Consider the following 25,381-nt stretch of genomic DNA (forward strand, 5'->3'; position numbering starts at 1 on the left):
TGGCCGTCCACCCACTCGGCCCACACACACAAACGGAAGCGAGACTTCACCACCGTGACTGCTCTGACTCTCAGCACTGCCGGCGCGGCGACGCTCCGCGCCGACGCCCTCGTGGTCGGCGTGGCGAAGGGCCCCAAGGGACCGATCGTCGCCGCGGGCGCCGAGGCCGTGGACAAGGCGTACGACGGTAAGCTCGCCGGCGTCCTCGACGCGCTGGGCGCCTCGGGCGCCGAAGGCGAGATCACCAAGCTGCCGGCCCCGGCGGGCCTCAAGGTCCCGGTCGTGCTGGCGGTGGGGCTCGGCTCCGTCCCCGAGAAGGACGAGTCGTTCGACGAGGAGGTGCTGCGCCGCGCCGCCGGCGCCGCCGCCCGCGCGCTGCACGGCAACAAGAAGGCCGCCTTCGCCCTCCCCCTGGAGGACGCCTCGGCCGTCACCGCCGTCGCCGAGGGCGCCCTGCTGGGCGCGTACGCGTTCACCGCCTACCAGGGCGGCGAGAACAAGGTCCGCAAGGACGCCAAGGGCGCGGCCCCGAAGCAGCCGCTCGCCGAGGTGGCGCTGCTGGGCGCCAAGCCCCGCGACAAGGAGCACAAGGCCGCCGTCGAGCGCGCCGCGGTCGTCGCGGCCGAGGTCAACGTCGCCCGCGACCTCGTGAACACCCCGCCGAACGACCTGACCCCCGAGGCCTTCGCCGCGGTCGCCTCCGCGGCCGCGAAGGAGAACGGCGTCAAGGTCCAGGTGCTGGACGAGAAGGCCCTGATCAAGGGCGGCTTCGGCGGCATCATGGGCGTCGGCAAGGGCTCCGAGAACCCGCCGCGCCTGGTGAAGCTCACCTACACGCACCCGAAGGCGGAGAAGACCCTGGCCTTCGTCGGCAAGGGCATCACCTACGACTCGGGCGGCATCTCCCTGAAGCCGGCCGGCCACAACGAGACGATGAAGTGCGACATGGCCGGCGCCGCCGCCGTGTTCGCCTCCGTCGTCGCGGCCGCGAAGCTGGGCCTGAAGGTCAACGTCACCGGCTGGCTGGCGCTCGCCGAGAACATGCCGTCCGGCTCCGCCACCAAGCCCGGTGACGTGCTGCGCATGTACAGCGGCAAGACCGTCGAGGTCCTCAACACGGACGCCGAGGGCCGCCTGGTCCTCGGTGACGCGCTGACCAAGGCCTCCGAGGACAACCCGGACGCGATCGTCGACGTCGCCACCCTGACCGGCGCCATGGTGCTCGCCCTCGGCGACCGCACCTTCGGGATCATGGCCAACGACGACGCCTTCCGCACGTCGATCCACGAGATCGCCGAGGAGGTCGGCGAGTCCTCCTGGCCGATGCCGCTCCCCGCCGAGCTGCGCAAGACCATGGACTCCCCCACCGCCGACATCGCGAACATGGGTGTCCGCATGGGCGGCGGCCTGGTGGCCGGCCTCTTCCTGCAGGAGTTCGTCGGCGAGGGCATCACCTGGGCCCACCTCGACATCGCCGGCCCGGCCTTCCACGAGGGCGCGCCGCACGGCTACACCCCCAAGGGCGGCACCGGCTCCGCCGTCCGCACCCTGGTGCGTCTGGCCGAGCGCACGGCCACGGGCGACCTGGGCTGAATACCACGCGCGATGTGACGTGACGCACCCCGGGCCCGCTCAAGGGCCCGGGGTGCGTCCGTCCGCGCCCGTTCCCGGTACCATCCGCGTCCGTCTCACGGCGAAACCTCAAGGAATCGGTAGGTATCTCCGTAGGTACCTACGCAGTGGTAACCCCCGGTCCGGGCAGATCGCCCGATCACATCGTGGGCCCGGCGTCCCGCGTTCCCCCGACAAATGCGAAGATGGGTTCTCGGCAGGACAGGGCCCCCACCACAGGGCCGAAGAAACAAGCGGCCGTATACCAGCCGCCGCCCGGTCACAGAGGACCGGTGCCCGGCGCACATGCATGGAGGACGTGACGTGGCGAACGACGCCAGCACCGTTTTCGACCTAGTGATCCTCGGCGGTGGCAGTGGCGGTTACGCCGCGGCGCTGCGCGCATCCCAGCTGGGTCTGGACGTTGCCCTGATCGAGAAGAACAAGCTCGGCGGCACCTGCCTGCACAACGGCTGCATCCCCACGAAGGCTCTGCTGCACGCGGGCGAGATCGCGGACCAGGCCCGTGAAGCCGCCCAGTTCGGTGTCAAGACCTCCTTCGAGGGAATCGACATCGCGGGTGTCCACAAGTACAAGGACGAGGTCATCTCGGGCCTGTACAAGGGTCTGCAGGGCCTGGTCGCCTCCCGCAAGGTGACCTACATCGAGGGAGAGGGCCGCCTCTCCTCCCCGACTTCCGTCGACGTGAACGGCCGGCGCATCCAGGGCCGCCACATCCTGCTGGCGACCGGCTCCGTGCCGAAGTCGCTGCCGGGCCTGAACATCGACGGCAACCGCATCATCTCCTCGGACCACGCGCTGGTCCTGGACCGCGTCCCCGAGTCGGCGATCGTCCTGGGCGGCGGCGTCATCGGCGTCGAGTTCGCCTCGGCGTGGAAGTCCTTCGGTTCCGACATCACCGTCATCGAGGGCCTCAAGCACCTCGTGCCGGTCGAGGACGAGAACAGCTCGAAGCTGCTGGAGCGCGCGTTCCGCAAGCGCGGCATCAAGTTCAACCTGGGCACCTTCTTCGACAAGGCCGAGTACACGGAGAACGGCGTCCGCGTGACGCTGGTCGACGGCAAGACCTTCGAGGCCGAGGTGCTGCTGGTCGCGGTGGGTCGCGGCCCCGTCTCGCAGGGTCTGGGCTACGAGGAGCAGGGCGTCGCGATGGACCGCGGCTACGTCCTGGTCGACGAGTACATGCAGACCAACGTGCCGACCATCTCGGCCGTCGGTGACCTCGTCCCCACCCTCCAGCTCGCGCACGTCGGCTTCGCCGAGGGCATCCTGGTCGCAGAGCGTCTGGCCGGCCTCAAGGCCGTCCCGATCGACTACGACGGTGTCCCGCGCGTCACCTACTGCCACCCCGAGGTCGCTTCCGTCGGCATCACCGAGGCCAAGGCCAAGGAGATCTACGGCGCGGACAAGGTCGTGGCCCTGAAGTACAACCTGGCGGGCAACGGCAAGAGCAAGATCCTCAAGACCGCGGGCGAGATCAAGCTCGTCCAGGTCAAGGACGGTGCCGTGGTCGGCGTCCACATGGTCGGTGACCGGATGGGCGAGCAGGTCGGCGAGGCCCAGCTGATCTACAACTGGGAAGCTCTGCCGGCCGAGGTCGCGCAGCTCATCCACGCGCACCCGACCCAGAACGAAGCGATGGGCGAGGCCCACCTGGCCCTCGCCGGCAAGCCGCTTCACTCCCACGACTAATTCGTCACGGGCGCGACGACCACTTCCGCACATTCGTTAGGAGCAACTGAAACCATGTCGGTTTCCGTAACCCTTCCGGCGCTCGGTGAGAGCGTCACCGAGGGCACTGTCACCCGCTGGCTGAAGGCCGAGGGCGAGCGCGTCGAGGCCGACGAGCCGCTGCTCGAGGTCTCGACCGACAAGGTCGACACCGAGATCCCCTCCCCCGTGTCGGGCATCCTGGCCTCCATCAAGGTCGCCGAGGACGAGACCGTCGAGGTCGGCGCCGAGCTGGCCGTCATCGACGACGGCTCCGGCGCTCCCGCCGCCGCGGCTCCCGCCGCCGAGCCGGCCCCTGCCGCCGAGGCCCCCGCGGCTCCGGCCCCGGTCGCCGAAGCCCCCGCGGCTCCGGCCCCGGTCGCCGAGGCCCCCGCCGCGGAGGCCGCTCCGGCCGCCGCCGGCACCGATGTCGTGCTCCCCGCGCTGGGCGAGTCCGTCACCGAGGGCACCGTCACCCGTTGGCTGAAGGCCGTCGGCGAGTCGGTCGAGGCCGACGAGCCGCTGCTCGAGGTCTCCACGGACAAGGTCGACACCGAGATCCCCGCGCCGGTCTCCGGCACGCTGCTGGAGATCCTGGTCGGCGAGGACGAGACCGCCGAGGTCGGCGCCCGCCTGGCCGTCATCGGCGTCGCCGGTGCCGCTCCGGCCGCCCCGGCTCCGGCCGCCGCCCCGGCCCCCGTGGCCGCGCCGGCCCCGGTCGCCCCGGCTGCCCCGGTCGCCGCTCCGGCTCCGGTCGCCCCGGCCGCTCCGGTCGCCGCTCCGGCTCCGGTCCAGGCCGCCGCCCCGGTGGCCGCTCCGGCCCCGGTCGCCCCCGTCGTCCCGGCTCCGGCCGCTCCGGCAGCCGCTCCGGCGTCCGCCGGTGACGAGGGCGCGTACGTGACCCCGCTGGTGCGCAAGCTCGCCTCGGAGTCCGGCGTCAACCTGTCCACGGTCTCGGGCACCGGTGTCGGTGGCCGTATCCGCAAGCAGGACGTCCTGGCCGCCGCCGAGGCCGCCAAGGCCGCTGCCGCCGCTCCCGCGCCGGCCGCTGCCGCTCCGGCCGCCAAGGCTCCGGCCGCCGCGGTCTCCGAGCTGCGCGGTCAGACGGTCAAGATGACCCGCATGCGCAAGGTCATCGGCGACAACATGATGAAGGCCCTGCACTCGCAGGCTCAGCTCAGCTCCGTGGTCGAGGTGGACATCACCAAGATCATGAAGCTGCGCGAGAAGGCCAAGGGCGCGTTCCTGGCCCGTGAGGGCGTCAAGCTCTCGCCGATGCCGTTCTTCGTCAAGGCCGCTGCCCAGGCGCTGAAGGCCCACGCGGTCGTCAACGCCCGGATCAACGAGGACGAGGGCACCATCACCTACTTCGACTCGGAGAACATCGGCATCGCCGTCGACTCCGAGAAGGGCCTGATGACCCCGGTCATCAAGGGTGCCGGTGACCTCAACCTGGCGGGCATCTCCAAGGCGACCGCCGACCTGGCCGCCAAGGTCCGCGGCAACAAGATCACGCCGGACGAGCTGTCGGGCGCGACCTTCACCATCAGCAACACCGGCTCGCGCGGTGCGCTGTTCGACACCGTCATCGTGCCGCCGAACCAGGTCGCCATCCTGGGCATCGGTGCCACCGTCAAGCGTCCGGTGGTCCTGGAGACCGCCGAGGGCACCGTCATCGGCGCCCGCGACATGACGTACCTGACCCTGTCCTACGACCACCGCCTGGTGGACGGCGCGGACGCGGCCCGGTACCTCTCGGCCGTCAAGGCGATCCTCGAGGCCGGCGAGTTCGAGGTCGAGCTCGGTCTCTGAGCCGAACGGCTTGTAACCAGCCTCACTGTCGGCGCCCCCGTCCGGGATACTCCCGGGCGGGGGCGCCGCCGTATTGTCTACGCATCAGGCCCCGCACAACCCCTGCACACACCAGGAGATGAAGCCCCGATGATCACCCCACCCGTCGTGCACTCGCTGCGCGAGCAGATCCGCGAGCACATCGTGGAGGGGATCGTCAGCGGGCGCTGGAAGCCCGGCGAGCGGATCGTCGAGCGCCGGATCGCCGTGGAGCTGGAGGTCAGCCAGACCCCCGTACGGGAGGCCCTGCGCGAGCTGGAGACGTTGCGGCTGATCGAGTCGGCGCCGAACAAGGGCGTGCGCGTACGGAACCTCTCCGCGGCCGACCTGGAGGAGATCTACCCGGTCCGGGCCGGTCTGGAGCAGATCGCGGCCGAGCTGGCCGCGCCGCGCCTGGCGAGCGACTGCTCGGCGCTGGAGCCACACGTGGCGGCGCTGTGGGAGGCCGACCGGACCGAGGACGGGACCGCGCAGGTGCGCCACACCGTCGGGTTCCACCGGGAGATGGTGCGGGCGGCCGGGAACAGCGTGCTGCTGCACACCTGGGAGAGCCTGGGCATCGAGGTGTTCACGGCCCTGTCCATCCGCTGGCTGGGGACCGTCCAGAAGTCCTACGCCGAGGAGCACGAGGCCCTCGTGGAGGCCTTCCGCACGCGGGATCCGGACATCGGAGTGCTCGTGAAGCGGCATGTCCTGGGGTGCGCCCCGCGCGCCTGAGTGCCCGGATTGCACCGGTTTGACCGGCACCGCGTGCCCTATTTCCTGGCACGCGGTGCCGACTTTTCGTCGAACGGACGTTTCTTCGTCACTTTCATTTGATCGATCATCGATCAGCGATTTACAGTCGTCGCGGGCCTCAACCAGGTCCACCGACCCTGTCCTGCCCGTCAGGGATTTTTTCACCACCTCTCCTTTGTCCGGAAGGCGGCGCACAGCAATGTCCGACCCCGTAGGAAAGCTTCCGAGCGAGCTCGACCAGCTCCCGGACCGCGACACCGAGGAGACCGCCGAATGGGCGGCCTCCCTCGACGCCGTCGCACAGGCCGCCGGTACGCGCCGCGCCGAATACCTGCTCCGCCGCACGCTCCAGCACGCCGAGGCCGCCGGCCTCGCCCTGCCGAAGCTGCTGGAGACGGACTACGTCAACACCATCCCGACCGCCGCGGAGCCCGAGTTCCCCGGTGACGAGGAGATGGAAGCCAAGATCACCGCATGGAACCGCTGGAACGCGGCCGCCATGGTGACCCGCGGCTCCAAGTACGGCGTCGGCGGCCACATCGCCACCTTCGCCTCGGCCGCGTGGCTCTACGAGACCGGCTTCCAGCACTTCTTCCGCGGGAAGGAGGCCGACGGATCGGGCGACCAGCTCTACATCCAGGGCCACGCCTCCCCCGGCATCTACGCCCGCGCCTTCCTCGACGGGCGCATCTCCGAGCAGCAGCTCGACAACTTCCGCCAGGAGTCCGGCGGCAACGGCCTGCCGTCCTACCCGCACCCGCGGCGCCTGCCGTGGCTGTGGGAGTTCCCGACGGTGTCCATGGGCCTCGGCCCCCTCTCCGCGATCTACCAGGCGCGCTTCAACCGCTACCTGCAGAACCGGAGCATCAAGGACACCGCCAACTCGCACGTCTGGGCCTTCCTGGGCGACGGCGAGATGGACGAGCCCGAGTCGACCGCCGCCCTGGCCCTCGCCTCCCGCGAGCAGCTCGACAACCTGACCTTCGTCATCAACTGCAACCTGCAGCGCCTCGACGGTCCGGTCCGCGCCAACTTCCGCGTGGTCCAGGAGCTGGAGGCCCAGTTCCGCGGCGCCGGCTGGAACGTCATCAAGTCGCTGTGGGGCTCCGCCTGGGACGAGCTGTTCCAGCTCGACACCACGGGCGCCCTCGTACGCCGCCTGCGCGAGGTACCGGACGCGCAGTTCCAGACGTACGCGACCCGCGACGTGGCCTACATCCGCCAGCACTTCTTCGGCGCCAACGCCGAGCTCGTCGCCCTCGGCGGCCTGCTCTCCGACGCGAAGATCGCCGAGTGCTTCCACAGCTCCCGCGGCGGCCACGAGCCCCGCAAGGTCTACGCCGCGTACAAGGCCGCCCTGGAGCACAAGGGTGCGCCGACGGTCATCCTCGCGCAGACCGTCAAGGGCTACACGCTGGGCGCCGGGTTCGAGTCGAAGAACGCGAACCACCAGATGAAGAAGCTGACGATCGACGAGTTCAAGAGCATGCGCGACAAGCTCGGCCTCCCGATCCCGGACAGCGCCTTCGCCGACGGCCAGGTCCCTTACGGCCACCCGGGCGCGAACAGCCCCGAGGTCCGGTACCTGAACGAGCGCCGCGCGGCGCTCGGCGGCCCCGCCCCGGCCCGCAAGGTCAAGCACGTGGCCCTGCCCGCCCCCGCGGACCGTTCCTTCGCCCCGCTGCTCAAGGGCTCCGGCAAGCAGGAGATGGCCACCACCATGGCCTTCGTCCGGCTCGTCAAGGACCTGATGCGGGACAAGGAGACCGGCAAGCGCTGGGTGCCGATCGTCCCCGACGAGGCCCGTACCTTCGGTATGGAGTCCCTCTTCCCGTCGGCCGGCATCTACTCGCCGCTGGGCCAGACGTACGAGCCGGTCGACCGCGACCAGCTCATGTACTACAAGGAAGCCAAGGACGGCCAGATCCTCAACGAGGGGATCACCGAGGCCGGCGCCATGGCCGACTTCATCGCCGCCTGCACGTCGTACGCGACGCACGGCGAGCCGATGATCCCGTTCTACATCTTCTACTCGATGTTCGGCTGGCAGCGCACCGCCGACCAGATGTGGCAGCTCGCCGACCAGCTCGGCAAGGGCTTCATCGTCGGCGCCACCGCCGGCCGCACCACCCTGACCGGTGAGGGCCTCCAGCACGCGGACGGCCACTCGCACCTGATCGCGTCCACGAACCCGGCGTCGCTCAACTACGACCCGGCCTTCGCGTACGAGATCGCGGTGATCGTCAAGGACGGTCTGCGCCGGATGTACGGCGAGACGCCGGAAGACGTCTTCTACTACCTGACGGTCTACAACGAGCCGAAGGTGCAGCCCGCCATGCCGGAGGGCGTGGAGGAAGGCATCCTCAAGGGCCTCTACCGCTTCAACACGGCGGCGGACCTGGCGGAGGCGGCCCCGGCCGCCGACGCCCCCAAGGTCCAGCTGATGGCCTCGGGTACGGCGATCCACTGGATCCTGGAGGCGCAGAAGCTGCTGGCCGCCGAGTGGAACGTGGCCGCCGACGTCTGGTCCGCCACCTCCTGGGGCGAGCTGCGGCGCGACGCGCTGGAGTGCGACGAGGCGCTGCTGCGCGGCGAGGTGCGCACCCCGTACGTCACCCGCGCGCTGGAGGGTGCCGCCGGCCCCGTCCTCGCGGTCTCCGACTGGATGCGTCAGGTCCCGGACCAGATCAGCCAGTGGGTGGAGCAGGACTACACCTCGCTCGGTACGGACGGCTTCGGCCTGTCCGACACCCGTGAGGGCGCCCGCCGCCACTTCGGTGTCGACGCCCAGTCGATCGTGGTGGCCGCGCTGGCCCAGCTCGCCCGCCGCGGCGAGGTACCGGCGTCCGCCGTCAAGGAGGCCCGGGAGCGCTACGGCCTCTGAGCCGCCGGTCCCGTCCGTGCCCGTCCGTGCCCGTCCGTGAGGCGGCCCGCCCCTGCCGGGGTGGGCCGCCTCACGGCGTTTCCGGCGGCCGGAACCTCGCGCGGCGCCGGGCGGGCACCGGCCTTTGGCCGTATGCGCGGTGGCGGTCGGGGGGCGGACCCGTGATGCTGGAGCGGTGATGGACGAGACGGAGTTCTGGGAGATCGTCGACCGTACCCGCGAGGCCGCCGACGGCGACCCCGAGGAACACGCCGAGCTGCTCGTGGAGCGGCTCGCGCTGCTCGACCCGGACTCCGTCCTGGACTTCGCCCGCCACTTCGAGTCCCGGTACAACCGGGCGTACACCTGGGACCTGTGGGGCGCGGCCTGGGTGCTCCTCGACGGGGCGAGCGACGACGCCTTCGACTACTTCCGCTGCTGGCTGATCGGCCAGGGGCGGGAGGTGTTCGAGGGCGGGGTGCACGATCCCGACCAGCTGGCGGAGCTCCTGGGCGATTTCGACGAGGAGATCGACGGGGACGGCGAGGAGCTGGGGTACGCGGCCGACGAGGCGTACGAGCAGCTGACCGGGGCGGTGGCGCCGGATCTGGGCATCCCGCTGCAGGCGGCCGAGCCGGAGGGCGCCCCGCTGGACTTCGAGAACGAAGCCGTGCTCGCGGAGCGCTTCCCCCGGCTGTGGGACCGGTTCCGCAGCTGATCAGTAGTGCGTACCGCCGTCGATGCGGATCTCCGTACCGGTGATGAACGCACCGTCCTCGGAGCCCAGCATGGCGACGACGCCGGCGACGGTCTGCGGGCCGGCGAAGCCCTGGCCGAGGGCCGGGGCCAGCTTGGTGAAGAGGGACCAGTCGGTGTCCTCCGGCAGGCCGGGGCCGGTGCCGGTGGTCATGCCGCTCTCGATGGAGCCGGGTGCGACGCTGACGAAGCGCAGGCCCTGCTTGCTGTACTCGGCCGCCAGGGCGTGCGTCATGGACTGGATGCCGCCCTTGCTGGCCGCGTAGGCGGACATGTAGGGGTGGGCGAAGGACGCCGAGGTGGAGCTGAAGTTCACGACGACCGGCCGGTCGCCCGCGAGCAGCGCGGGGAGGGACTCGCGGATCATCAGGAAGGTGCCGGTCAGGTTGACCCCGATGACCTGGTTCCAGAGGTCGAGGGTGGTCCGGTGGGTGTGCGCGGAGCGCAGGATGCCCGCGGCGTTGACGAGTACGTCGATCCCGCCGAGGACGTCGGCCGCGGCGGCCACGCCCTCCTTGACGGCGTTCTCGTCGGATATGTCGAGGAGCGCGGTGGTGAGCCGGGCCGCGTGGCCTCCCCCAGCTACCGCTGGGAGGTGCCCCCCTGCGGCGGCGCGGTCGGCGGTGGCCTTCAGGCCGGCCTCGTTGACGTCCACGGCGTGGACCCGGCCGCCCTCGGCGAGGATGCGGTGGACGGTGGCCTGGCCGATGCCGGAGCCACCGCCGGTGATGAGGACACGACGTCCTTCGTAACGGTTCATGGCGCGAGCGTACCGAAGCAGTGGCACGTTTTGCCATGACGACAAAGAATGTAATCGCCGAGCACGGCGAGGGGTACCCTTCACCCGTGAGATCCCCTCGTCCGTACTCTCCCCAGGCCGGCCCCGGAGCCCAGTCGCTGACCGAGCGCCGCAAGGCCGCCACCCAGCTCGACATCGCCCGCGCGGCCTGCGAACTGTTCGCCGAACACGGCCCCGACGGCACCACCGCCGAGGACATCGCCCACCGGGCGGGGGTGGCCCTGCGCACCTTCTACCGCTACTTCCGCAACAAGCAGGAGGCGGTGGCCCCGCTGCTGGCGGGCGGTGGTGACGCCTGGCGCGCCCTGCTCGCCGAGGAGGACCCCGGCACACCGCTGGGCGAGGCGCTGGAACGCGCGGTCACCCGGTCCCTGAGCGGACAGCAGGCGGTCGAGGAGGGCCTGGAGGTGACCCGCGGCCTGCTGCGCGCGGCGGCGGACGACCAGGCCCTGCGCGCGGTCTGGTACCGGGTGAACCAGGACTCCGAGGAGCACCTGGTCCCGGCGATCTCCCGGCTGGTGGGCCCGGAGGCGGATCCGCTGGAGGTGCGCCTGCTCGCGGCGGCGGCCACGGACGCGATCCGCGTCTCGCTGGAGCTGTGGTCGACGACGCAGGACCCGGTCTCGGGCTCCGGATCCCCGGCGGAACTCGCGGTCCGCTGTCTGCGCGACCTGACAGGGGCGATGCCCCTGCTCCTCCGCTAGGGGAGGAGCAGGGGCATCGCACCGGGTCGGTCCGGTGGCCCTGGGTTGCCAGGCGGGGTTCAGCCACCCCAGCCGCCACCACCGCCACCGCCGCCCCCTCCGCCGCTGCCACCCCAGTTGCCGCCTCCGCCGTCGCCTCCGCGACCGCCGTCACCGCCCCCGCCTCCCCAGTTGCCGCCGCCGTCGCCACCGCGACCGCCGCCGTCACCCCAGTTGCCGCCGCCGTCGCCGCCACGTCCGCCGTCGCCGCCACGGCCGTTGCCCCAGTCGTCGTGGTGGCCCCAGTCGCCGTTGCCACCGCGGCCGGAGTCGTTCCAGTTCGACCAGTTCGAGTCGCGCCAGCTGTGGTCGTCGCGCCAGTTGTCGTTGTATCCGCCGACGCCGCCCTGGTCCCAGCACCAGCTGGGGCGGTTGCGCCAGTCGTGGTTGCAGCAGGCGTCCCACCGGGCGTCGGAGCGGTTCGAGGGGTAGCGCCAGCAGTCGTAGCCGCCGTTCCCGCCGCCGCCACCATTTCCGGCGACGACCGAGGCCGACGCGCTGGCGACGGGCAGCAGACCTATCGCGATTCCCGCGGCGCCCGCCATGGCTGCCGCAACGATCTTACGGCGCATTCTCATGCACCTCCGCACGTATCTCGCTTATTGGGCTTTTAGGTCATTTCCACCCTCACTCGCCCGTGCGGCCCTGTCAAAGCGGAAAGGCCCCCCGCCGCGCTCCGTGGAGCGTGGCGAGGGGCCTCCCATCAGGCATTTCTAGATGTCGAAGTAGAGCTCGAACTCGTGCGGGTGCGGACGCAGCGCGATCGGGGCGATCTCGTGCGTGCGCTTGTAGTCGATCCAGGTCTCGATCAGGTCGGGGGTGAAGACACCGCCGGCCAGGAGGTACTCGTGGTCCTCCTCCAGGGCCTTGAGGACGTCCTCGAGGCTGGTCGGGACCTGCGGGACGCTCGCGTGCTCGTCGGGCGAGAGCTCGTAGAGGTCCTTGTCGATCGGCTCCATCGGCTCGATCTTGTTCTTGATGCCGTCGAGGCCCGCGAGGAGCAGCGCCGAGAAGGCGAGGTACGGGTTCGAGGACGGGTCCGGCGCGCGGAACTCGACGCGCTTGGCCTTCGGGTTCGAGCCCGTGATCGGGATGCGCATGGCGGCGGAGCGGTTGCGCTGCGAGTACACCATGTTGACCGGCGCCTCGAAGCCCGGCACCAGGCGGTGGTAGGAGTTCACCGTCGGGTTGGTGAACGCCAGCAGCGACGGGGCGTGCTTGAGGATGCCGCCGATGTAGTAGCGCGCGGTGTCCGACAGGCCCGCGTAGCCGGCCTCGTCGTAGAACAGCGGGTCGCCGTTCGCCCACAGCGACTGGTGCACGTGCATGCCCGAGCCGTTGTCACCGAAGATCGGCTTCGGCATGAAGGTCGCGGTCTTGCCGTTGCGCCAGGCGACGTTCTTCACGATGTACTTGAAGAGCATCAGGTCGTCGGCCGCGGCGAGCAGCGTGTTGAACTTGTAGTTGATCTCGGCCTGGCCACCGGTGCCGACCTCGTGGTGCTGACGCTCGACCTGGAGGCCCTGGGCGTCCAGCTCGAGGGAGATCTCGGCGCGCAGGTCGGCGAAGTGGTCGACCGGGGCTACGGGGAAGTAACCACCCTTGTAGCGGACCTTGTAACCACGGTTGTTCTCCTCGGAGCCCGTGTTCCAGGCGCCGGCCTCGGAGTCGATGTGGTAGAAGCCCTCGTTCGCGGAGGTCGCGAAGCGCACGCTGTCGAACACGTAGAACTCGGCCTCGGGGCCGAAGAACGCGGTGTCGGCGATGCCGGTGGAGGCGAGGTACGCCTCGGCCTTCTTCGCGATGTTGCGCGGGTCGCGGCTGTAGGCCTCACCCGTGATCGGGTCGTGGATGAAGAAGTTGATGTTGAGCGTCTTGTCCTTGCGGAACGGGTCCAGACGCGCGGTGGTGATGTCGGCACGCAGCGCCATGTCGGACTCGTGGATCGCCTGGAAGCCGCGGATCGAGGATCCGTCGAAGGCGAGCTCCTCCGCCGGGTCGAACGCTCGCGCCGGGATGGTGAAGTGCTGCATCACACCAGGCAGGTCACAGAAGCGGACGTCGACGAACTTGACGTCGTTCTCCTCGATGTACTGCTTCACTTCGTCGGCGTTCTTGAACATCCAACTCCTCCTACTCCCGGCCCCGGGGCAGGGACGGGCTTTATAGCTCGTGGCGCGTCAGTGCGGTGCCGCACGCTGACCCGACCATAAGCAGACGGGATTTCCCAAGCATGACCCATTTGTTTCGCACAAGTTAACCAGGGTCCGGCCGGAGGGCCGTGCGGCGCCACGGGTACCGTGTTCGGGTGGACAACAGACAGGCAATCGGATCCTGGCTCTCCGGCCCCCGCGCGGCCGCCGAGGAGATGGGCGTCGACTTCGGCTATCCGGGTCAGCGGCTCGGCCTGCCCCAGCAGGGGCCCGGCTCGGTGGCTCGCTTCGGGCGCCGGCTCGGCGCCGTCGCGATCGACTGGATCGGCTGCCAGCTGATTGCCTACGGGCTGATCACCGGCGGCAACCTGGCCGCGGCGGGCAACTGGACCCTCGCACTGTTCGTGACCCTCACCATCCTGACGGTCGGCACCGTGGGCTTCACCCCCGGCAAGCGGATCCTGGGCCTCCGGGTGATTTCGGAGTCCGGCGGCCGTCTCGGCCCCGTCCGGGTGGTCCTGCGCACGCTGCTGCTGGCCCTGGTCATCCCGGCGCTGATCTGGGACCGCGACGGCCGCGGCCTGCACGACCGGCTGGCCCGCGCCGTCCAGGTCCGCATCTAGGACCGCAGCGAACACGTACGACGACACAGGGGTGCCCCCCGGCCCGTGGGCTCGGGGGGCACCCCTGTGTCGTATACGAAAATCAGGTGACCGGGTCAGCGCATCTTTCCGCCGCGGGGCATCTTCATGCCCTTCGGCATGGGGCCCTTCGGCAGCGGCATGTTGCTCATGAGATCACCCATGGCGCGCAGCTTGTCGTTGACCTCGGTGATTTGCGGGCCGGCCAGCACGCGCGGCAGCTTGAGCAGGGTGGTGCGCACCTTCTTGAGCGGCACCTCGCCCTCGCCCGTGCCCACGATGAAGTCGTGCACCGGCACGTCCGGCATGATCCGGGCCATCTTCTTCTTCTCGTTCGCGAGCAGCGGCTTCACCCGGTTCGGGTTGCCCTCGGCGATCAGCACGACGCCGGCCTTGCCCACGGCCCGGTGGACGATGTCCTGCTGCCGGGTCATCGCGATGGCAGGGGTGGTCGTCCAGCCCCGTCCCACGTTGTCCAGCACGGCAGCGGCCGCGCCCGGCTGGCCTTCCATCTGCCCGAAGGCAGCCCGCTCGGCCCGACGTCCGAAGACGATCGCCATCGCGAGGAACGCCACCAGGAGTCCCAGGATGCCCAGGTAGACCGGGTGGTCGAACAGGAAGCCGATCGCGAGAAAGACACCGAAGGTGACGATGCCCACGCCCGCGACGACCAGACCGACCTTCGGGTCCGCCTTGCGCGTCATCTTGTACGTCAGGGCGATCTGCTTCAGTCGCCCGGGGTTCGCAGCAGTCTCTGCGTTTGACTTCCTCGCCATAAAGCGAAGTTTACGTGGCCTGCGGGGTTCGGGTAGCCGCGGCCTCAAGTACATGTTCGGTTTCGACCCGGTCCTTGGCCCTCTTGCGGTCCTCCAGGACCGCCGTCCAGGCGTTGCGGCGGGCCCCGCTCATGAGGAGGGATTCGATGCCTCTGAAGGCGTCGGAGAGCGTCGGGATGGCGATGGCGCGTACGGGCGCGGCCTGCATGATGTCGATCCCTTTCACGATGCTCACGTCTTCGCGAGGTGGGCGGGTGTCTACGGTGCGTGGACCAAGCGTCACTGACTGGTGTTACCAGGGCGTGACCGGTCGGTCAAATGTGATTGACACGTTGCAAACGCCGACGCGGCCCCCGGGCTTCTTCCCTCGGGAAAGAGCCTAGGGGCCGCGTCGATGCGGAGTTACCCACTAGTAACGCTTTGTGCGCGACTTCACACGGTCGCCGCACGAGCGGTCAGACTCGGCTGCGCTTCTCGGTACCCACGGTCGAGCTCCGCCTCGTCACCGCTCCGGCCGAGTGCCCGCCCTCGTACCTCGGGCGGACCCTCAACCTGCGCTCAGACTCGGCTGCGCTTCTCCATCGCCTGCTGGTACAGACGGCCCGCGCGGTAGGACGACCGGACCAGCGGGCCGGACATCACGCCGGAGTAGCCGATCTCCTCGGCCTCCTTCGCCAGCTCCACGAACTCGGCCGGCTTCACCCAGCGCTCGACGGGGTGGTGCCGCGGCGAGGGCCGCAGGTACTGGGTGATGGTGATGAGCTCGCAGCCGGCCTCGTGCAGGTCCTTCAGGGCCTGCGAGACCTCCTCGCGCTCCTCGCCCATGCCGAGGATCAGGTTCGACTTGGTGACCAGGCCGTACGCGCGGGCCTTGGTGATCACGTCGAGCGAGCGCTCGTAGCGGAAGCCGGGGCGGATCCGCTTGAAGATCCGCGGCACCGTCTCGACGTTGTGCGCGAAGACCTCGGGCCGGGAGGCGAAGACCTCCTCCAGCAGCTCCGGGACCGCGTTGAAGTCCGGGGCCAGCAGCTCGACCTTGGTGTGGCCGGACTCGCGGCCCGCCGTCTGCTGGTGGATCTGGCGCACGGTCTCCGCGTACAGCCAGGCACCGCCGTCGGCCAGGTCGTCGCGCGCGACGCCCGTGATGGTGGCGTAGTTCAGGTCCATCGTGACCACGGACTCGCCGACGCGCCGCGGCTCGTCACGGTCCAGCGCCTCGGGCTTGCCCGTGTCGATCTGGCAGAAGTCACAGCGCCGGGTGCACTGGTCACCACCGATGAGGAAGGTGGCCTCGCGGTCCTCCCAGCATTCGTAGATGTTCGGACAGCCGGCTTCCTGGCACACCGTGTGCAGTCCTTCGCCCTTCACCAGGGCCTGCATCTTGGTGTACTCGGGACCCATCTTCGCCCGGGTCTTGATCCACTCGGGCTTGCGCTCGATGGGGGTCTGGGCGTTACGGACCTCCAGGCGCAGCATCTTGCGTCCGTCGGGTGCGACTGCGGACACGACCGGCTCCCTGTGACTTCGATTGTTCGGGCGCCCACCAGGGTACGCCCGTAATTTCGTACGCTCTTACGTCGGCCAACCTGCGAGCGGCCGACCGCATTCCCGGGGGCTAGGAGCCCACCGCCGGCTCTATCTCGCGGGGCCTCAGCTCCGCGTGCTCCAGTACGTCCTTCAGGTGCCGTTCGGCCACCGGAAGGACCTCGGCGATGGTGATGTCCCGGCCCAGTTCGTACGAGAGCGAGGTCACACCGGCGTCGCGGATCCCGCAGGGGATGATCCGGTCGAACCAGGTGCTGTCCGGGTTCACGTTGAGCGCGAAGCCGTGCATCGTGACGCCCTTGGCGACCCGGATGCCGATCGCGGCGAGCTTGCGGTCCTCGCGGCGCTGGCCGGCGTTGGACGGGGCGTACTCGGGGCCGTTCAGCCGCGCGTCGAACTCCTCGTCGTGCAGCCGGGGGTCGAGGTCGAGGGAGAGGCCGCCGAGCGTGGGGCGCTCCTCGACGGGGTCGCCCAGGACCCAGACGCCGGAGCGGCCCTCGACCCGGGTGGTCTCCACGCCGAACTCGGCGGCGGTGCGGATCAGGGCCTCCTCGAGGCGGCGGACGTGCGCGACGACGTCCACCGGGCGGGGAAGCTTCATGATCGGGTAGCCGACCAGCTGCCCCGGGCCGTGCCAGGTGATCTTGCCGCCGCGGTCCACGTCGACGACGGGGGTGCCGTCGAGCGGGCGCTCACTGGGATCGGTGCGCCGCCCCGCCGTGTAGACCGGCAGGTGCTCCAGCAGCAGGCAGGTGTCCTCGATCTCGTCCGCGAAGCGGGCCGCGTGCACCCTGCGCTGTTCTTCCCAGGCCCGGGTGTACTCGACGGATTCCGGTCCGAAGCCCAGATGGACAAACCCAAGCTCAGCCACCGCAGCGCCTCCTCGTTGAACCTGCTGTGTGCACGTACCTCACTGAGCAAGGGTACGGCGGCCCGTGCGAGCCCCTTCAGGGCCCCGGCGCGGGCTCTTGCAGGGGCTCCGGCGGGGGTCCCGGCAGCTGCTTCGGCCGGCGCCGGCCCTTGGGCGGCCGGTCCGGGTCCTCGTCCGCGCGCGGCAGCCTCCGGTGGCCCTCCGAGTGGTCGTTGACCCAGCCGCACACCCCGCACGCGTACCGCCCGTCGAGCCCGGCGATGTAGGTGCCGCAGCGCCGGCACTCCGCCTCGGTCAGTTCGGGCGGGGACAGCGGGGCGGTGGATTCGGTTCGCTCCTCGGGGAGGTGCGCCCTGTGGGGCCGAGGGGTCATGGGCCGCAGCGTACGCGGGCGGAGGGGGCCGGTCCGTAAAGGGCCCTACGCATTCTGCACACGATCGGATGAATGTGGGGCAGAGAGGGCGGCATCGGCGAAGTTCGCCGCTACATTCACGCCGTTCACAGGGCCGGGACCCCGGTCCGTCACGTCAGGAAACCGTGGAGCCGATGACGGAACGACCTGCCCAGCGCGTCCCCAACCGGCAGCTCGCGGCGCTGATCGCGGAAGCCGGGTTCTCCAATGCCGGTCTCGCCCGCCGCGTCGACCAGCTCGGCCTGGAGCACGGTCTCGATCTGCGGTACGACAAGACCTCCGTGACCCGATGGCTGCGCGGGCAGCAGCCCCGCGGGACCACCCCGGCACTGATCGCCGAGGTCTTCACGCGCCGCCTCGGACGCCGGCTCTCCGCCCAGGACCTGGGTCTGGACGCCTGCGCGCCCGTGTACGCCGGGCTGGAGTTCGCGGCCACCCCGGAGGAGGCCGTGGACATCGCGAGCGGGCTGTGGCGCAAGGACTCCGGTTCGCACGCCGAGCTCCGGAAGATCGCCTTCACCCCGGCCGGGCTGGTCGTGCCCAGCCGGGACTGGCTGATCGGCCGGGCCGACGAGCGGGTCGGCCGCGGCGCGGAACCCTCCGCGGCCCGCGTCCCGCTGCAGGGACGGGCCTCGGTGCCCCGGCAGCGGCAGATCGACCGCGGCCCCGGGCAGCGCGTGACGAGCGGGGACATCGCCGCGCTGAGATCGGTGAGCGAGCTGTTCCGGACCCTGGACCAGTCCTACGGCGGCGGGCACGCCCGGCAGGCCCTGGTGCGCTACCTGGAGCACGAGGCCGAACCGATGCTCCGCGGGACGTACGGGGAGACCACCGGGCGGCGGCTGTTCTCGGCCGCCGCCGATCTGACCCGGCTCGCGGGCTGGACCTCCTACGACATCGCCGCGCACGGGCTCGCCCAGCGGTACTTCGTGCAGGCGCTGCGGCTCGCGCAGGCGGCCGCGGACCGCCCGTACGGCTCGTACGTGCTGGTCACCATGAGCCGGCAGGCGGTCTACCTCGGCCACGGCCGCGAGGCCGTGCAGCTGGCCCGGGTGGCCCAGCAGGGCGTCGGCTCCGGCCCGCCGCCCGTGGTGCAGGCGCTGCTCCACTCGGCGGAGGCCCGCGGGCACGCGGTGCTCGGCGAGGTCCGGGCGGCGACCGCCTCCCTGGTACGGGCCGAGCGCGCGCTGGGCGCCGCCCGGCCGGGGGACGACGTTCCGCACTGGGCCCGGTTCTACGACGAGGCGCAGCTGGCGGACGAGTTCGGACACTGCCACCGGGACCTCCAGCAGTACCGGGCCTCGGCGCAGCACGCGGAGCGGTCCCTGCAGCTGCGGGGGCCGGCGTACGCGCGCTCGCGGCTGTTCTGCCGGGTGGTGCTGGCCACGGCCCGGCTGGGACTGGGCGAGCTGGACCAGGCGTGCGCGCTGGGAGCGGAGGCGGCGCAGCAGGCGATGGAGATGCGGTCGGTGCGGGCGGTGGAGTACGTACGGGACTTCGAGCGGCGGCTGGAGCCGTACCGGGACGCCTCGGCCGTGCGGACCTACCGGGACCGGGTGGCCGCCCTGTCCTGAAGCGCCCCGCGCCCCGGAGCGTCCTGCCGTGCCCTGGAGCATCCCTGGACATGCGGCAGGGGCCCGGTCCTGTGACGGGACCGGGCCCCCGTGTCGGCTGTGGTTCTCAGGCCGCCACCGGAAGTGCGGGCTCCGGTACGACCGGGAGCCGGATGCCGAAGTCCCGCAGGACGGCGCCGGCGGCGCGGCGGGCCGAGTGCAGGGCCCCCTGGACGGTGTTGGTGTCGCGGTGGTCGCCGCACACGTAGAGCCCGGCCAGCACGCGTACGGGCCGCCGCATGTCGTGCGGCGGCGGCATCGCGGGGACCGCCTCCGGGGTGTGGTGGACGGCCAGCAGTTCCCACTCGCGGGTGGGGGTGTCGTAGAGCCGGGCCAGCCGTGAGGCGACCGTGCGCACGGGCGGCGGCGGGCCGAGCACGGTGGTGGTGACCAGGCTCCGGCCGGCCGGAGCCCGGGTCGGGTCGACCGCGCTCATCACCGCCGTGTGGGAGACGGGCCACTGGGGGTCGCCGTCCAGGAGCAGCGAGCCGTCCCGGGACAGGGGTGCGGTGGTGGCGTGGTGCAGGACGGTGACCTCGTGGAAGGCGGGCACGCGCAGCCCGGGCAGGAGCTCGGCGGCGGCGCGGGCCCCGGTGGCCAGGAGGACGGAACGGCAGCGGAAGTCGCCGTGCTCCTCGGTGGTGACCAGGTTGGTCGCCACCGACCGGACCCGGACCCCGGTCCGTACGGTGCCGGGCGGCAGGGCGGCGGCGAGCAGTTCGGGCAGGGCCGCCGCGCCGCCCTCGGGCACGGCGAGGCGGCCGCGGGCGAAGGTGCGCAGGGCGAGGTCGGCGACCCGGCTGGAGGTGGTGAGCTCCGGGTCGCGCAGCAGGGTGGCGAGCAGGGGGCGGAGCGCTCCGTTCAGGGTGCGCGTCGGCAGCCCGCGGGAGCGCAGCGCGGCGTGCGCGGTGCGTTCGGGACGGGCGAGCAGCTTCTCCTCGGGCAGGGTGGCGAGCCGGCCGAGGGCGGCGCTGATCCGGGCCTGGTCGAGGGAGCCGCTGGCCAGGGCCCGGGCCGGGGTGAGGACCCCGACCCGCAGCTGTTTCCCGTCGGTGTGGACGAGGACGCCCGGTGTGAAGGGGCGCAGGTTCAGGGCCCGCAGGCCGGGGGTGCGTTCGAGCTCCGTGTACGAGGTGTTGAGCAGTTGCCCGATCCGGTCCAGCCGGAACCCGTCGGCGGACTCGGTGGCCATCCGCCCGCCGAGGTCGTCCGCGGCTTCCAGGACGGTGACGGTGACTCCGGCTGCGATCAGGTGCTGCGCTGCCGCGAGTCCTGAGACTCCGGCTCCTACGATGACGACGTCCGCATGGTGTGCGGCATGGTGTGCGCTGCTGAGCACGTGCCCCTCCCCGAGGTCGGCGCGGCTGTGTGGGGATCCTCCTTCCCCCAACGGGTTAAAGGGGAACCCGAGTTCGGCGGGGTATTGCGGTCAACTTCGGTCGCACAGCGGTCGCATATGGGTCACGAACGGTCGCACGGTGGTCGCACGCGGATCTCAGAGCGCCGCGCGGATCGCCTGCTCGATGCCGGGGTCGCGGAAGACGAAGCCGGACTCCAGCAGCCGCGCGGGCCGGGCCCGCTGACTGCCCAGCACGTCCTCGGAGAACTCCCCCAGCACGACGCGCAGGGCCACGGCCGGTACCGGCAGCAGCGCGGGCCGGCGCAGCACCCGGCCCATGGCCTCGGTGACCTGGCGGTTGGTCAGCGGCTCCGGGGCGGTCAGGTTGACCGGGCCGGACAGGACCGGGGTGTCGATGATGTGCCGCAGGGCCGCGATCTCGTCCCGGAGGGAGATGTACGACCAGTACTGGCGGCCGTTGCCGAGCCGGCCGCCGATGCCGGCGCGGAAGATCGGGAACATCCGCCCCCAGGCCCCGCCCTCGCGGGCCACGACCAGTCCGGTACGGGCGAACGCGGTCCGGATCCCGGCCTCCCGGGCGGGGGCGGCCGCCGCCTCCCACTCCACGCAGACCGAGGGCAGGAACCCCTGCCCGGCCGGGGCGGCCTCGTCGACGGCCCGGTCACCGGTGTCCCCGTAGTAGCCGACGGCCGAACCGCTGACCAGGACGGCGGGCGGCTCGTCGAGGGCGGCCAGGGCGTGCGCCAGCGCGGCGGTGCCGAGCACCCGGCTGTCGCGGATCTCCCTCTTGTACGCGGCCGTCCACCGGTGGTCCCCGACCCCGGCCCCGGCCAGGTGCACGACGGCCCCGCAGCCGGCCAGCCCGGCCGGGTCCACGTATCCGCCCGCCGGATCCCACCGCGCCTCGTCCGCCCCGACGGGCTCCCGCCGCACGAACCGCACCACCTCGTGCCCGTCCGCCCGCAGGGACCGCACGAGTGCACTTCCGATGAGCCCGGTCGCACCGGTGACAGCAATCCGCATGCCCCCATCCTGCCGGGTCGCTGCGCTGTGCGCTGACGTCACGACACGGCGCTCCGCGCCCGCGCCTCAAACTCCCCCAGCTACCGCTGGGAGGTGCCCCCTGGCGGGACTGAAGAACCAGCCCCGCCGGCGTTTGAGGCGCGAGGTCCGGGGCGGAGCCCCGGGGCCGGGCGGAGCCCGGTTCAGGTGGTCGTGCCCAGCCAGGTGCCCACCGCGTAGGTGACCGCCATCGCCAGGGCGCCGCCCAGGACGTTGCGGGCGACCGCCCTCGGTACCGGCGCCCCGCCCAGCCGCGCACTGATCACCCCGCACAGCGTCAGCGCCGCCAGCACCGCCACCACCGTCACCGGCACCCGCTGCGACGGCCCCGGCAGGATGATCGCCAGCAGCGGCAGCAGCGCCCCCACCGTGAAGGCGACGAGACTGGCGAAGGCCGCGTGCCACGGGTTGGCGAGCTCGTCGGGGTTGATCCCGAGCTCCACCCGGGCATGGGCCCGCAGCGCGTCCCGCTCCGTCAGCTGCTCGGCGGCCTCCCGCGCCACGTCCCGGCTGAGCCCCCGCTCGGCGAGGAGGTCGGTGAGTTCGTCGAGCTCCGCCTCCGGCTCCTCGGCCAGCTCCCGGCGTTCCAGGTCCAGCGCCGCCCGCTCGGAGTCCCGCTGGGAGCTGACCGAGACGTACTCCCCCGCCGCCATCGACAGCGAGCCCGCCAGCAGCCCGGCGACGCCCGCCGCCAGGATCGCCGCGCGCGAGGTGGTGGCCCCCGCCATGCCGACCACCAGGCCGGCGGTGGAGATGATCCCGTCGTTGGCGCCGAGCACCCCCGCGCGCAGCCAGTTGAGCCGCGTGCTGATCTCCCCGCTCTGCGAGCCGTCGCCGCCCTCCCCGTGCGCCTCGATGTGCGCCCTGCTCGGCCGTTTCCCCGCGCCTTCGCTTGCCGTCACGCCCCCACTGTCGCGGCCCGGGGCGTACGAGGCCACCCGGCGGACCGGTCCGGGGTGCGCGGGCCCGGCCCCCGTACCAGGGTGGAGGGGTGAGACGCCGACGTCAGGAAGCGGGCTGGCTGCGCGGCGAGCCGCCGCCGCGCTGGGCCCGGATCGCGCCCGCGGCGGCCCTGGTCGTACTGGTCCTCGCCCAGGCGGTCACCCCGGGTGCGGAGCTCGGGTTCTTCCTGGCCGGTCTGCCCCCCGTGGCCGCCTTCGCGTACGGGGCGGCCGGGACCGCGGCCTTCGCCGGCATCGTCCTCCTGCTCCTGGGGGTCCACTCGCTCGGTGTCGCCAACGCCCGGAGCACGGACCTCGCCACGGTGGCCGCCGTCGGCGTGCTCAGCGTGGTGATCGCCTGGGTCCGCCAGCGCCGGGACGCGCAGCTGGTCAGCGTACGGACGGTGGCGGAGGCGGCCCAGCTCGCGGTCCTCCCGCCGGTGCCGGAGCGGGTCGGTCCGGTGCGCTGCTCGGGCCTCTACCGGGCGGCGCAGCACGGCACGCTGGTCGGCGGCGACCTGTACGACGTACGGGCCGGGCCCTACGGGGTGCGGGCGCTGGTCGGGGACGTGCAGGGGCACGGGCTGGCGGCGGTCGGCACCGTGGCGGCGCTGCTCGGGGCCTTCCGCGAGGCCGTGATCGACGACGCCGGACTCGGCGCGGTCGCGGCCCGGCTGGACCGGCGGCTGGTGGCGGACGCGGCCGCCGCGTCGGTCGAGCATCCGGAGCTGTTCGCCACCGCCGTGCTGCTGGAGTTCCCGCCCGGCCTGGATGTCGTACGGATCGTGTCGTGCGGCCATCCGTCGGCCCTGCGGGTCCGCGGATCGGCGGTGGAGGAGGTGATCGTCGAGCCGGGGCCGCCACTGGGGCTGGGTCTCGCCGGTCCGACCCCGCCGGTGGCGACGGAGCTGGCGGTGCGCCCCGGGGACCAGCTGCTCCTGCACACCGACGGCGTGACGGAGGCCCGCGACGCGACGGGGCACTTCTACCCGCTGGCCGCCCGGGTACCCGTACTGGCACGAGACCCGGCGGGCCTGGTCGGGGCGGTGTGGCGGGACCTCGCGGCCTTCACGAAGGGCGGCCCGAACGACGACGTGGCCCTGCTGCTGCTGTCCCTGGACGGACGGGACCCGGCGGCGTAGACCGTGCCGGGCGGTCCCGGCCGACCACGCTCGGCCGGCCGGAACCCCTGTCATGCGGTGCGTGACGAGCCGTGGCGACCACGGCCGGCAACTGCTGCCCGACGGCTGGCGCCTGACGCCTGACGCCCGACGGCTGACGCCTACGACTCCATGATGAACGCGCGCACCATCTTGCAGGTGACGTTCGACGGCCGGTGGATCCCCGTCCGGACGGCCATCGTCCGGATCTTCCGGTTGGTGGCACGGCGGGCGTCGTACGTCCCCGAGTCGAGCAGGGATATCGCCAGCCGCATCGCCTTCAGACGGCGGTTGTGGCTCTCGTACCACTCGCGGGGAAGCCCCGCCGGCAGCGGCTTCTTCTTGACGTGCTGGACGGTGGTGGCAGTGGCCATCTACAGCCTCCCAAACGGTAGTTGGCTTCCTGTCGTTCTTCCTCGATTTTACCGGGGACCACTGACAAAAGCCCCTGGCCAGACCGACCCTGGGTAGGGTTGGCGCCATGGAGATCTGGATCAATCCCGCCTGTTCCAAGTGCCGCAGCGCCCTGACCCTGCTGGACGCGGAGGGCGCCGACTACACCGTGCGCCGCTACCTGGAGGACGTGCCCTCGGAGGACGAGATCCGCGAGGTGCTGGGCCGTCTCGGACTGGAGCCGTGGGACATCACGCGCACCTCGGACCCGCTGGCCAAGGAGACCGGCGTACGGGACCTGCCGCGCGAGGAGACCGACGCGGCGCGCGGGCTCTGGATCGCCCACCTCGCCGCTCACCCGAAGCTCATCCAGCGCCCGATCATCACCGCCGAGGACGGCACGGCCGTGGTCGGCCGCTCCGAGGAAGCCGTCCGCGAGGCGCTGTCCCGCAAGGGTTAGAAGACGCGCCCGGTGATCTCCGCGGCGGCCGCCAGCGGCAGTGCGTGGTGCGTGACCCCGGGCAGTACGTCGACCCGCACGCCCGGCAGCGCCTCCCGCGCCGCCCGGGCCGCACGGCCGGAGTCGTGGCAGCGGGCGCGACCCGCGAAGAGGACGTCGACCCGGGGGCCCGCGCCCGAGGGCCGCCCGAGCCCGGCCAGGTCCGGCCGCGGCCCGGTGACCGGCCGTACGGTGGGGAAGCCGGCGCTCTCCTCCTGCAGCCGCAGCCAGGCCGGATCGAGCGCGGCCCCACGGGTCTCCCAGGCGAGGAAGGAGCGGATCCGCTCCGGGGTGGGCCGCACCAGCATGGGCAGCGCGCGCAGCACGTAGCCGGGGCGCAGTCCCGCGAAGACCTGGGTCGGGTCGAGCAGCACCAGGCGGCCGAGCCGGTCCGGGCGCAGGGCGGCGTAGTGGGCGGCGATCCAGGCCCCGTACGAGTGCCCGGCGAGGGTCACCGGCCCGTGCTGCGGGCCCAGCCCGTCGAGGACGGCGTCGAGCCAGCCGACCAGGTCCCCGACGGCCCGGACCGCCCGGTCGGGGGCCGGAACGCTGAGCCCCGGGTCCCCCACCAGGTCCACGGCGTGCACCCGGTGGGCGCGGGCCGCCCCGGCGGCGACGCAGGCGCCCCACACGGTGGAAGTGGACCCGCCGCCGGGCAGCAGCACCAGCGGCGGCGCGTCGGCCGGACCGCAGCGGTTGACGCGGGTGACCCCGTACGGGGTGGCCAGGTCGACGGCCTCGACGGGGCCGGGCCACCGGCCGAGCACCGCGTCGTAGGCGGCGCGGAAGGAAGACGTCCGGTACACGTGCCGCTCCAATGCCTCATCCGACATCCCACCCAATGTCTCGCTGGGCGATAATCT

General features: G+C 71.8%; 24 protein-coding genes. 11 read left to right on the forward strand and 13 right to left on the reverse strand.

Going from position 1 to position 25,381, the window contains the following annotated elements:
* The first annotated feature begins 54 nt into the window (after window positions 1-54).
* The 6 genes from JYK04_RS14215 (at window position 55) to JYK04_RS14240 (ending at window position 9,512) form a co-directional block, all read left to right on the forward strand.
* Complete coding sequence (locus JYK04_RS14215) at window positions 55-1,593, forward strand: leucyl aminopeptidase (RefSeq protein WP_189736366.1); 1,539 nt, start codon at window positions 55-57, stop codon at window positions 1,591-1,593.
* Window positions 1,594-1,935: 342 nt separating this feature from the next.
* On the forward strand, window positions 1,936-3,324 hold the full coding sequence (gene lpdA, locus JYK04_RS14220) for a dihydrolipoyl dehydrogenase (RefSeq protein ID WP_030731050.1): 1,389 nt from the start codon (window positions 1,936-1,938) through the stop codon (window positions 3,322-3,324).
* A 54-nt stretch (window positions 3,325-3,378) separates the two neighbouring features.
* Entirely contained in the window at window positions 3,379-5,154 is a 1,776-nt protein-coding gene (gene sucB / locus JYK04_RS14225; protein WP_189736368.1) for a 2-oxoglutarate dehydrogenase, E2 component, dihydrolipoamide succinyltransferase, read from the forward strand.
* A 132-nt stretch (window positions 5,155-5,286) separates the two neighbouring features.
* Entirely contained in the window at window positions 5,287-5,910 is a 624-nt protein-coding gene (locus tag JYK04_RS14230; RefSeq protein ID WP_189736630.1) for a GntR family transcriptional regulator, read from the forward strand.
* A gap of 220 nt (window positions 5,911-6,130) precedes the next feature.
* Window positions 6,131-8,815 (forward strand): pyruvate dehydrogenase (acetyl-transferring), homodimeric type, encoded by a 2,685-nt coding sequence (aceE, locus tag JYK04_RS14235; protein WP_189736370.1) that lies wholly within the window; start codon window positions 6,131-6,133, stop codon window positions 8,813-8,815.
* Between the two features lie 178 nt (window positions 8,816-8,993).
* The gene (locus JYK04_RS14240; protein ID WP_189736372.1) at window positions 8,994-9,512 is read left to right on the forward strand and encodes a DUF4240 domain-containing protein; all 519 of its coding nucleotides are present in this window, start codon (window positions 8,994-8,996) and stop codon (window positions 9,510-9,512) included.
* On the opposite strand, the gene JYK04_RS14245 is transcribed toward JYK04_RS14240, so the two are convergent.
* The gene (locus JYK04_RS14245) at window positions 9,513-10,310 is read right to left on the reverse strand and encodes an SDR family NAD(P)-dependent oxidoreductase (RefSeq protein WP_189736374.1); all 798 of its coding nucleotides are present in this window, start codon (window positions 10,308-10,310) and stop codon (window positions 9,513-9,515) included.
* A gap of 86 nt (window positions 10,311-10,396) precedes the next feature.
* On the opposite strand from JYK04_RS14245, the gene JYK04_RS14250 reads away from it, so the two are divergent.
* On the forward strand, window positions 10,397-11,053 hold the full coding sequence (locus tag JYK04_RS14250; protein WP_229875162.1) for a TetR/AcrR family transcriptional regulator: 657 nt from the start codon (window positions 10,397-10,399) through the stop codon (window positions 11,051-11,053).
* A 59-nt stretch (window positions 11,054-11,112) separates the two neighbouring features.
* On the opposite strand, the gene JYK04_RS14255 is transcribed toward JYK04_RS14250, so the two are convergent.
* A complete protein-coding gene (locus JYK04_RS14255) occupies window positions 11,113-11,664 on the reverse strand; it encodes a hypothetical protein (RefSeq protein WP_189736378.1) in 552 nt (183 codons plus the stop codon).
* Between the two features lie 141 nt (window positions 11,665-11,805).
* Window positions 11,806-13,215: a type I glutamate--ammonia ligase gene (glnA, locus tag JYK04_RS14260; RefSeq protein WP_189736380.1), complete on the reverse strand. Its 1,410-nt coding sequence runs from the start codon at window positions 13,213-13,215 to the stop codon at window positions 11,806-11,808.
* A gap of 185 nt (window positions 13,216-13,400) precedes the next feature.
* Here glnA and JYK04_RS14265 point away from each other — a divergent pair, with 185 nt between their 5' ends.
* The gene (locus JYK04_RS14265; protein WP_189736382.1) at window positions 13,401-13,868 is read left to right on the forward strand and encodes an RDD family protein; all 468 of its coding nucleotides are present in this window, start codon (window positions 13,401-13,403) and stop codon (window positions 13,866-13,868) included.
* A 95-nt stretch (window positions 13,869-13,963) separates the two neighbouring features.
* On the opposite strand, the gene JYK04_RS14270 is transcribed toward JYK04_RS14265, so the two are convergent.
* The 5 genes from JYK04_RS14270 to JYK04_RS14290 all read right to left on the reverse strand — a co-directional run bounded on the left by JYK04_RS14270 (window position 13,964) and on the right by JYK04_RS14290 (window position 17,451).
* A complete protein-coding gene (locus JYK04_RS14270; RefSeq protein ID WP_189736384.1) occupies window positions 13,964-14,662 on the reverse strand; it encodes a DUF4191 domain-containing protein in 699 nt (232 codons plus the stop codon).
* A 10-nt stretch (window positions 14,663-14,672) separates the two neighbouring features.
* Complete coding sequence (locus JYK04_RS14275; RefSeq protein WP_030010916.1) at window positions 14,673-14,870, reverse strand: SCO2195 family GlnR-regulated protein; 198 nt, start codon at window positions 14,868-14,870, stop codon at window positions 14,673-14,675.
* Between the two features lie 350 nt (window positions 14,871-15,220).
* The gene (gene lipA, locus JYK04_RS14280; RefSeq protein ID WP_030010915.1) at window positions 15,221-16,168 is read right to left on the reverse strand and encodes a lipoyl synthase; all 948 of its coding nucleotides are present in this window, start codon (window positions 16,166-16,168) and stop codon (window positions 15,221-15,223) included.
* Window positions 16,169-16,277: 109 nt separating this feature from the next.
* Complete coding sequence (gene lipB, locus JYK04_RS14285) at window positions 16,278-17,078, reverse strand: lipoyl(octanoyl) transferase LipB (protein WP_189736386.1); 801 nt, start codon at window positions 17,076-17,078, stop codon at window positions 16,278-16,280.
* A 76-nt stretch (window positions 17,079-17,154) separates the two neighbouring features.
* The gene (locus JYK04_RS14290; protein ID WP_189736388.1) at window positions 17,155-17,451 is read right to left on the reverse strand and encodes a hypothetical protein; all 297 of its coding nucleotides are present in this window, start codon (window positions 17,449-17,451) and stop codon (window positions 17,155-17,157) included.
* Between the two features lie 173 nt (window positions 17,452-17,624).
* Here JYK04_RS14290 and JYK04_RS14295 point away from each other — a divergent pair, with 173 nt between their 5' ends.
* Window positions 17,625-19,064, forward strand: a complete 1,440-nt coding sequence (locus tag JYK04_RS14295; RefSeq protein ID WP_189736390.1) for an NsdA family TPR-like regulatory protein — start codon at window positions 17,625-17,627, stop codon at window positions 19,062-19,064.
* Between the two features lie 106 nt (window positions 19,065-19,170).
* On the opposite strand, the gene JYK04_RS14300 is transcribed toward JYK04_RS14295, so the two are convergent.
* The 3 genes from JYK04_RS14300 to JYK04_RS14310 all read right to left on the reverse strand — a co-directional run bounded on the left by JYK04_RS14300 (window position 19,171) and on the right by JYK04_RS14310 (window position 22,427).
* Window positions 19,171-20,442, reverse strand: a complete 1,272-nt coding sequence (locus tag JYK04_RS14300) for an NAD(P)/FAD-dependent oxidoreductase (protein ID WP_189736392.1) — start codon at window positions 20,440-20,442, stop codon at window positions 19,171-19,173.
* 156 nt (window positions 20,443-20,598) lie between these two features.
* Window positions 20,599-21,486 (reverse strand): TIGR01777 family oxidoreductase, encoded by an 888-nt coding sequence (locus tag JYK04_RS14305; protein WP_189736394.1) that lies wholly within the window; start codon window positions 21,484-21,486, stop codon window positions 20,599-20,601.
* A 182-nt stretch (window positions 21,487-21,668) separates the two neighbouring features.
* Complete coding sequence (locus JYK04_RS14310) at window positions 21,669-22,427, reverse strand: VIT1/CCC1 transporter family protein (protein WP_373297409.1); 759 nt, start codon at window positions 22,425-22,427, stop codon at window positions 21,669-21,671.
* Between the two features lie 89 nt (window positions 22,428-22,516).
* Here JYK04_RS14310 and JYK04_RS14315 point away from each other — a divergent pair, with 89 nt between their 5' ends.
* On the forward strand, window positions 22,517-23,608 hold the full coding sequence (locus JYK04_RS14315) for a PP2C family protein-serine/threonine phosphatase (protein WP_189736398.1): 1,092 nt from the start codon (window positions 22,517-22,519) through the stop codon (window positions 23,606-23,608).
* Window positions 23,609-23,748: 140 nt separating this feature from the next.
* Here JYK04_RS14315 and JYK04_RS14320 read toward each other — a convergent pair whose 3' ends face one another.
* Window positions 23,749-24,000, reverse strand: a complete 252-nt coding sequence (locus tag JYK04_RS14320) for a hypothetical protein (RefSeq protein WP_030012991.1) — start codon at window positions 23,998-24,000, stop codon at window positions 23,749-23,751.
* Window positions 24,001-24,107: 107 nt separating this feature from the next.
* Here JYK04_RS14320 and JYK04_RS14325 point away from each other — a divergent pair, with 107 nt between their 5' ends.
* A complete protein-coding gene (locus JYK04_RS14325) occupies window positions 24,108-24,479 on the forward strand; it encodes an ArsC/Spx/MgsR family protein (RefSeq protein WP_030012990.1) in 372 nt (123 codons plus the stop codon).
* Here the strand turns inward: JYK04_RS14325 and JYK04_RS14330 are convergent.
* On the reverse strand, window positions 24,476-25,351 hold the full coding sequence (locus tag JYK04_RS14330) for an alpha/beta fold hydrolase (protein WP_189736400.1): 876 nt from the start codon (window positions 25,349-25,351) through the stop codon (window positions 24,476-24,478). The two genes, JYK04_RS14325 and JYK04_RS14330, sit on opposite strands and share 4 nt — an antisense overlap.
* Window positions 25,352-25,381 lie beyond the last annotated feature (30 nt).

The sequence above is a fragment of the Streptomyces nojiriensis genome (assembly GCF_017639205.1).
Classification (GTDB): Bacteria; Actinomycetota; Actinomycetes; order Streptomycetales; family Streptomycetaceae; genus Streptomyces; species Streptomyces nojiriensis.

What these genes read in the sequence shown, in the direction of transcription:
- aceE (WP_189736370.1), top strand. Translation starts at nt 6,131, where the DNA reads ATGTCCGACCCCGTAGGAAAGCTTCCGAGCGAGCTCGACCAGCTCCCG.
- sucB (WP_189736368.1), top strand. Translation starts at nt 3,379, where the DNA reads ATGTCGGTTTCCGTAACCCTTCCGGCGCTCGGTGAGAGCGTCACCGAG.
- glnA (WP_189736380.1), bottom strand. Translation starts at nt 13,215, where the DNA reads ATGTTCAAGAACGCCGACGAAGTGAAGCAGTACATCGAGGAGAACGAC.
- JYK04_RS14330 (WP_189736400.1), bottom strand. Translation starts at nt 25,351, where the DNA reads ATGTCGGATGAGGCATTGGAGCGGCACGTGTACCGGACGTCTTCCTTC.
- JYK04_RS14255 (WP_189736378.1), bottom strand. Translation starts at nt 11,664, where the DNA reads ATGCGCCGTAAGATCGTTGCGGCAGCCATGGCGGGCGCCGCGGGAATC.
- JYK04_RS14270 (WP_189736384.1), bottom strand. Translation starts at nt 14,662, where the DNA reads ATGGCGAGGAAGTCAAACGCAGAGACTGCTGCGAACCCCGGGCGACTG.
- JYK04_RS14320 (WP_030012991.1), bottom strand. Translation starts at nt 24,000, where the DNA reads ATGGCCACTGCCACCACCGTCCAGCACGTCAAGAAGAAGCCGCTGCCG.
- JYK04_RS14245 (WP_189736374.1), bottom strand. Translation starts at nt 10,310, where the DNA reads ATGAACCGTTACGAAGGACGTCGTGTCCTCATCACCGGCGGTGGCTCC.
- JYK04_RS14325 (WP_030012990.1), top strand. Translation starts at nt 24,108, where the DNA reads ATGGAGATCTGGATCAATCCCGCCTGTTCCAAGTGCCGCAGCGCCCTG.
- JYK04_RS14290 (WP_189736388.1), bottom strand. Translation starts at nt 17,451, where the DNA reads ATGACCCCTCGGCCCCACAGGGCGCACCTCCCCGAGGAGCGAACCGAA.
- JYK04_RS14275 (WP_030010916.1), bottom strand. Translation starts at nt 14,870, where the DNA reads ATGCAGGCCGCGCCCGTACGCGCCATCGCCATCCCGACGCTCTCCGAC.
- JYK04_RS14240 (WP_189736372.1), top strand. Translation starts at nt 8,994, where the DNA reads ATGGACGAGACGGAGTTCTGGGAGATCGTCGACCGTACCCGCGAGGCC.
- JYK04_RS14305 (WP_189736394.1), bottom strand. Translation starts at nt 21,486, where the DNA reads ATGCGGATTGCTGTCACCGGTGCGACCGGGCTCATCGGAAGTGCACTC.
- JYK04_RS14295 (WP_189736390.1), top strand. Translation starts at nt 17,625, where the DNA reads ATGACGGAACGACCTGCCCAGCGCGTCCCCAACCGGCAGCTCGCGGCG.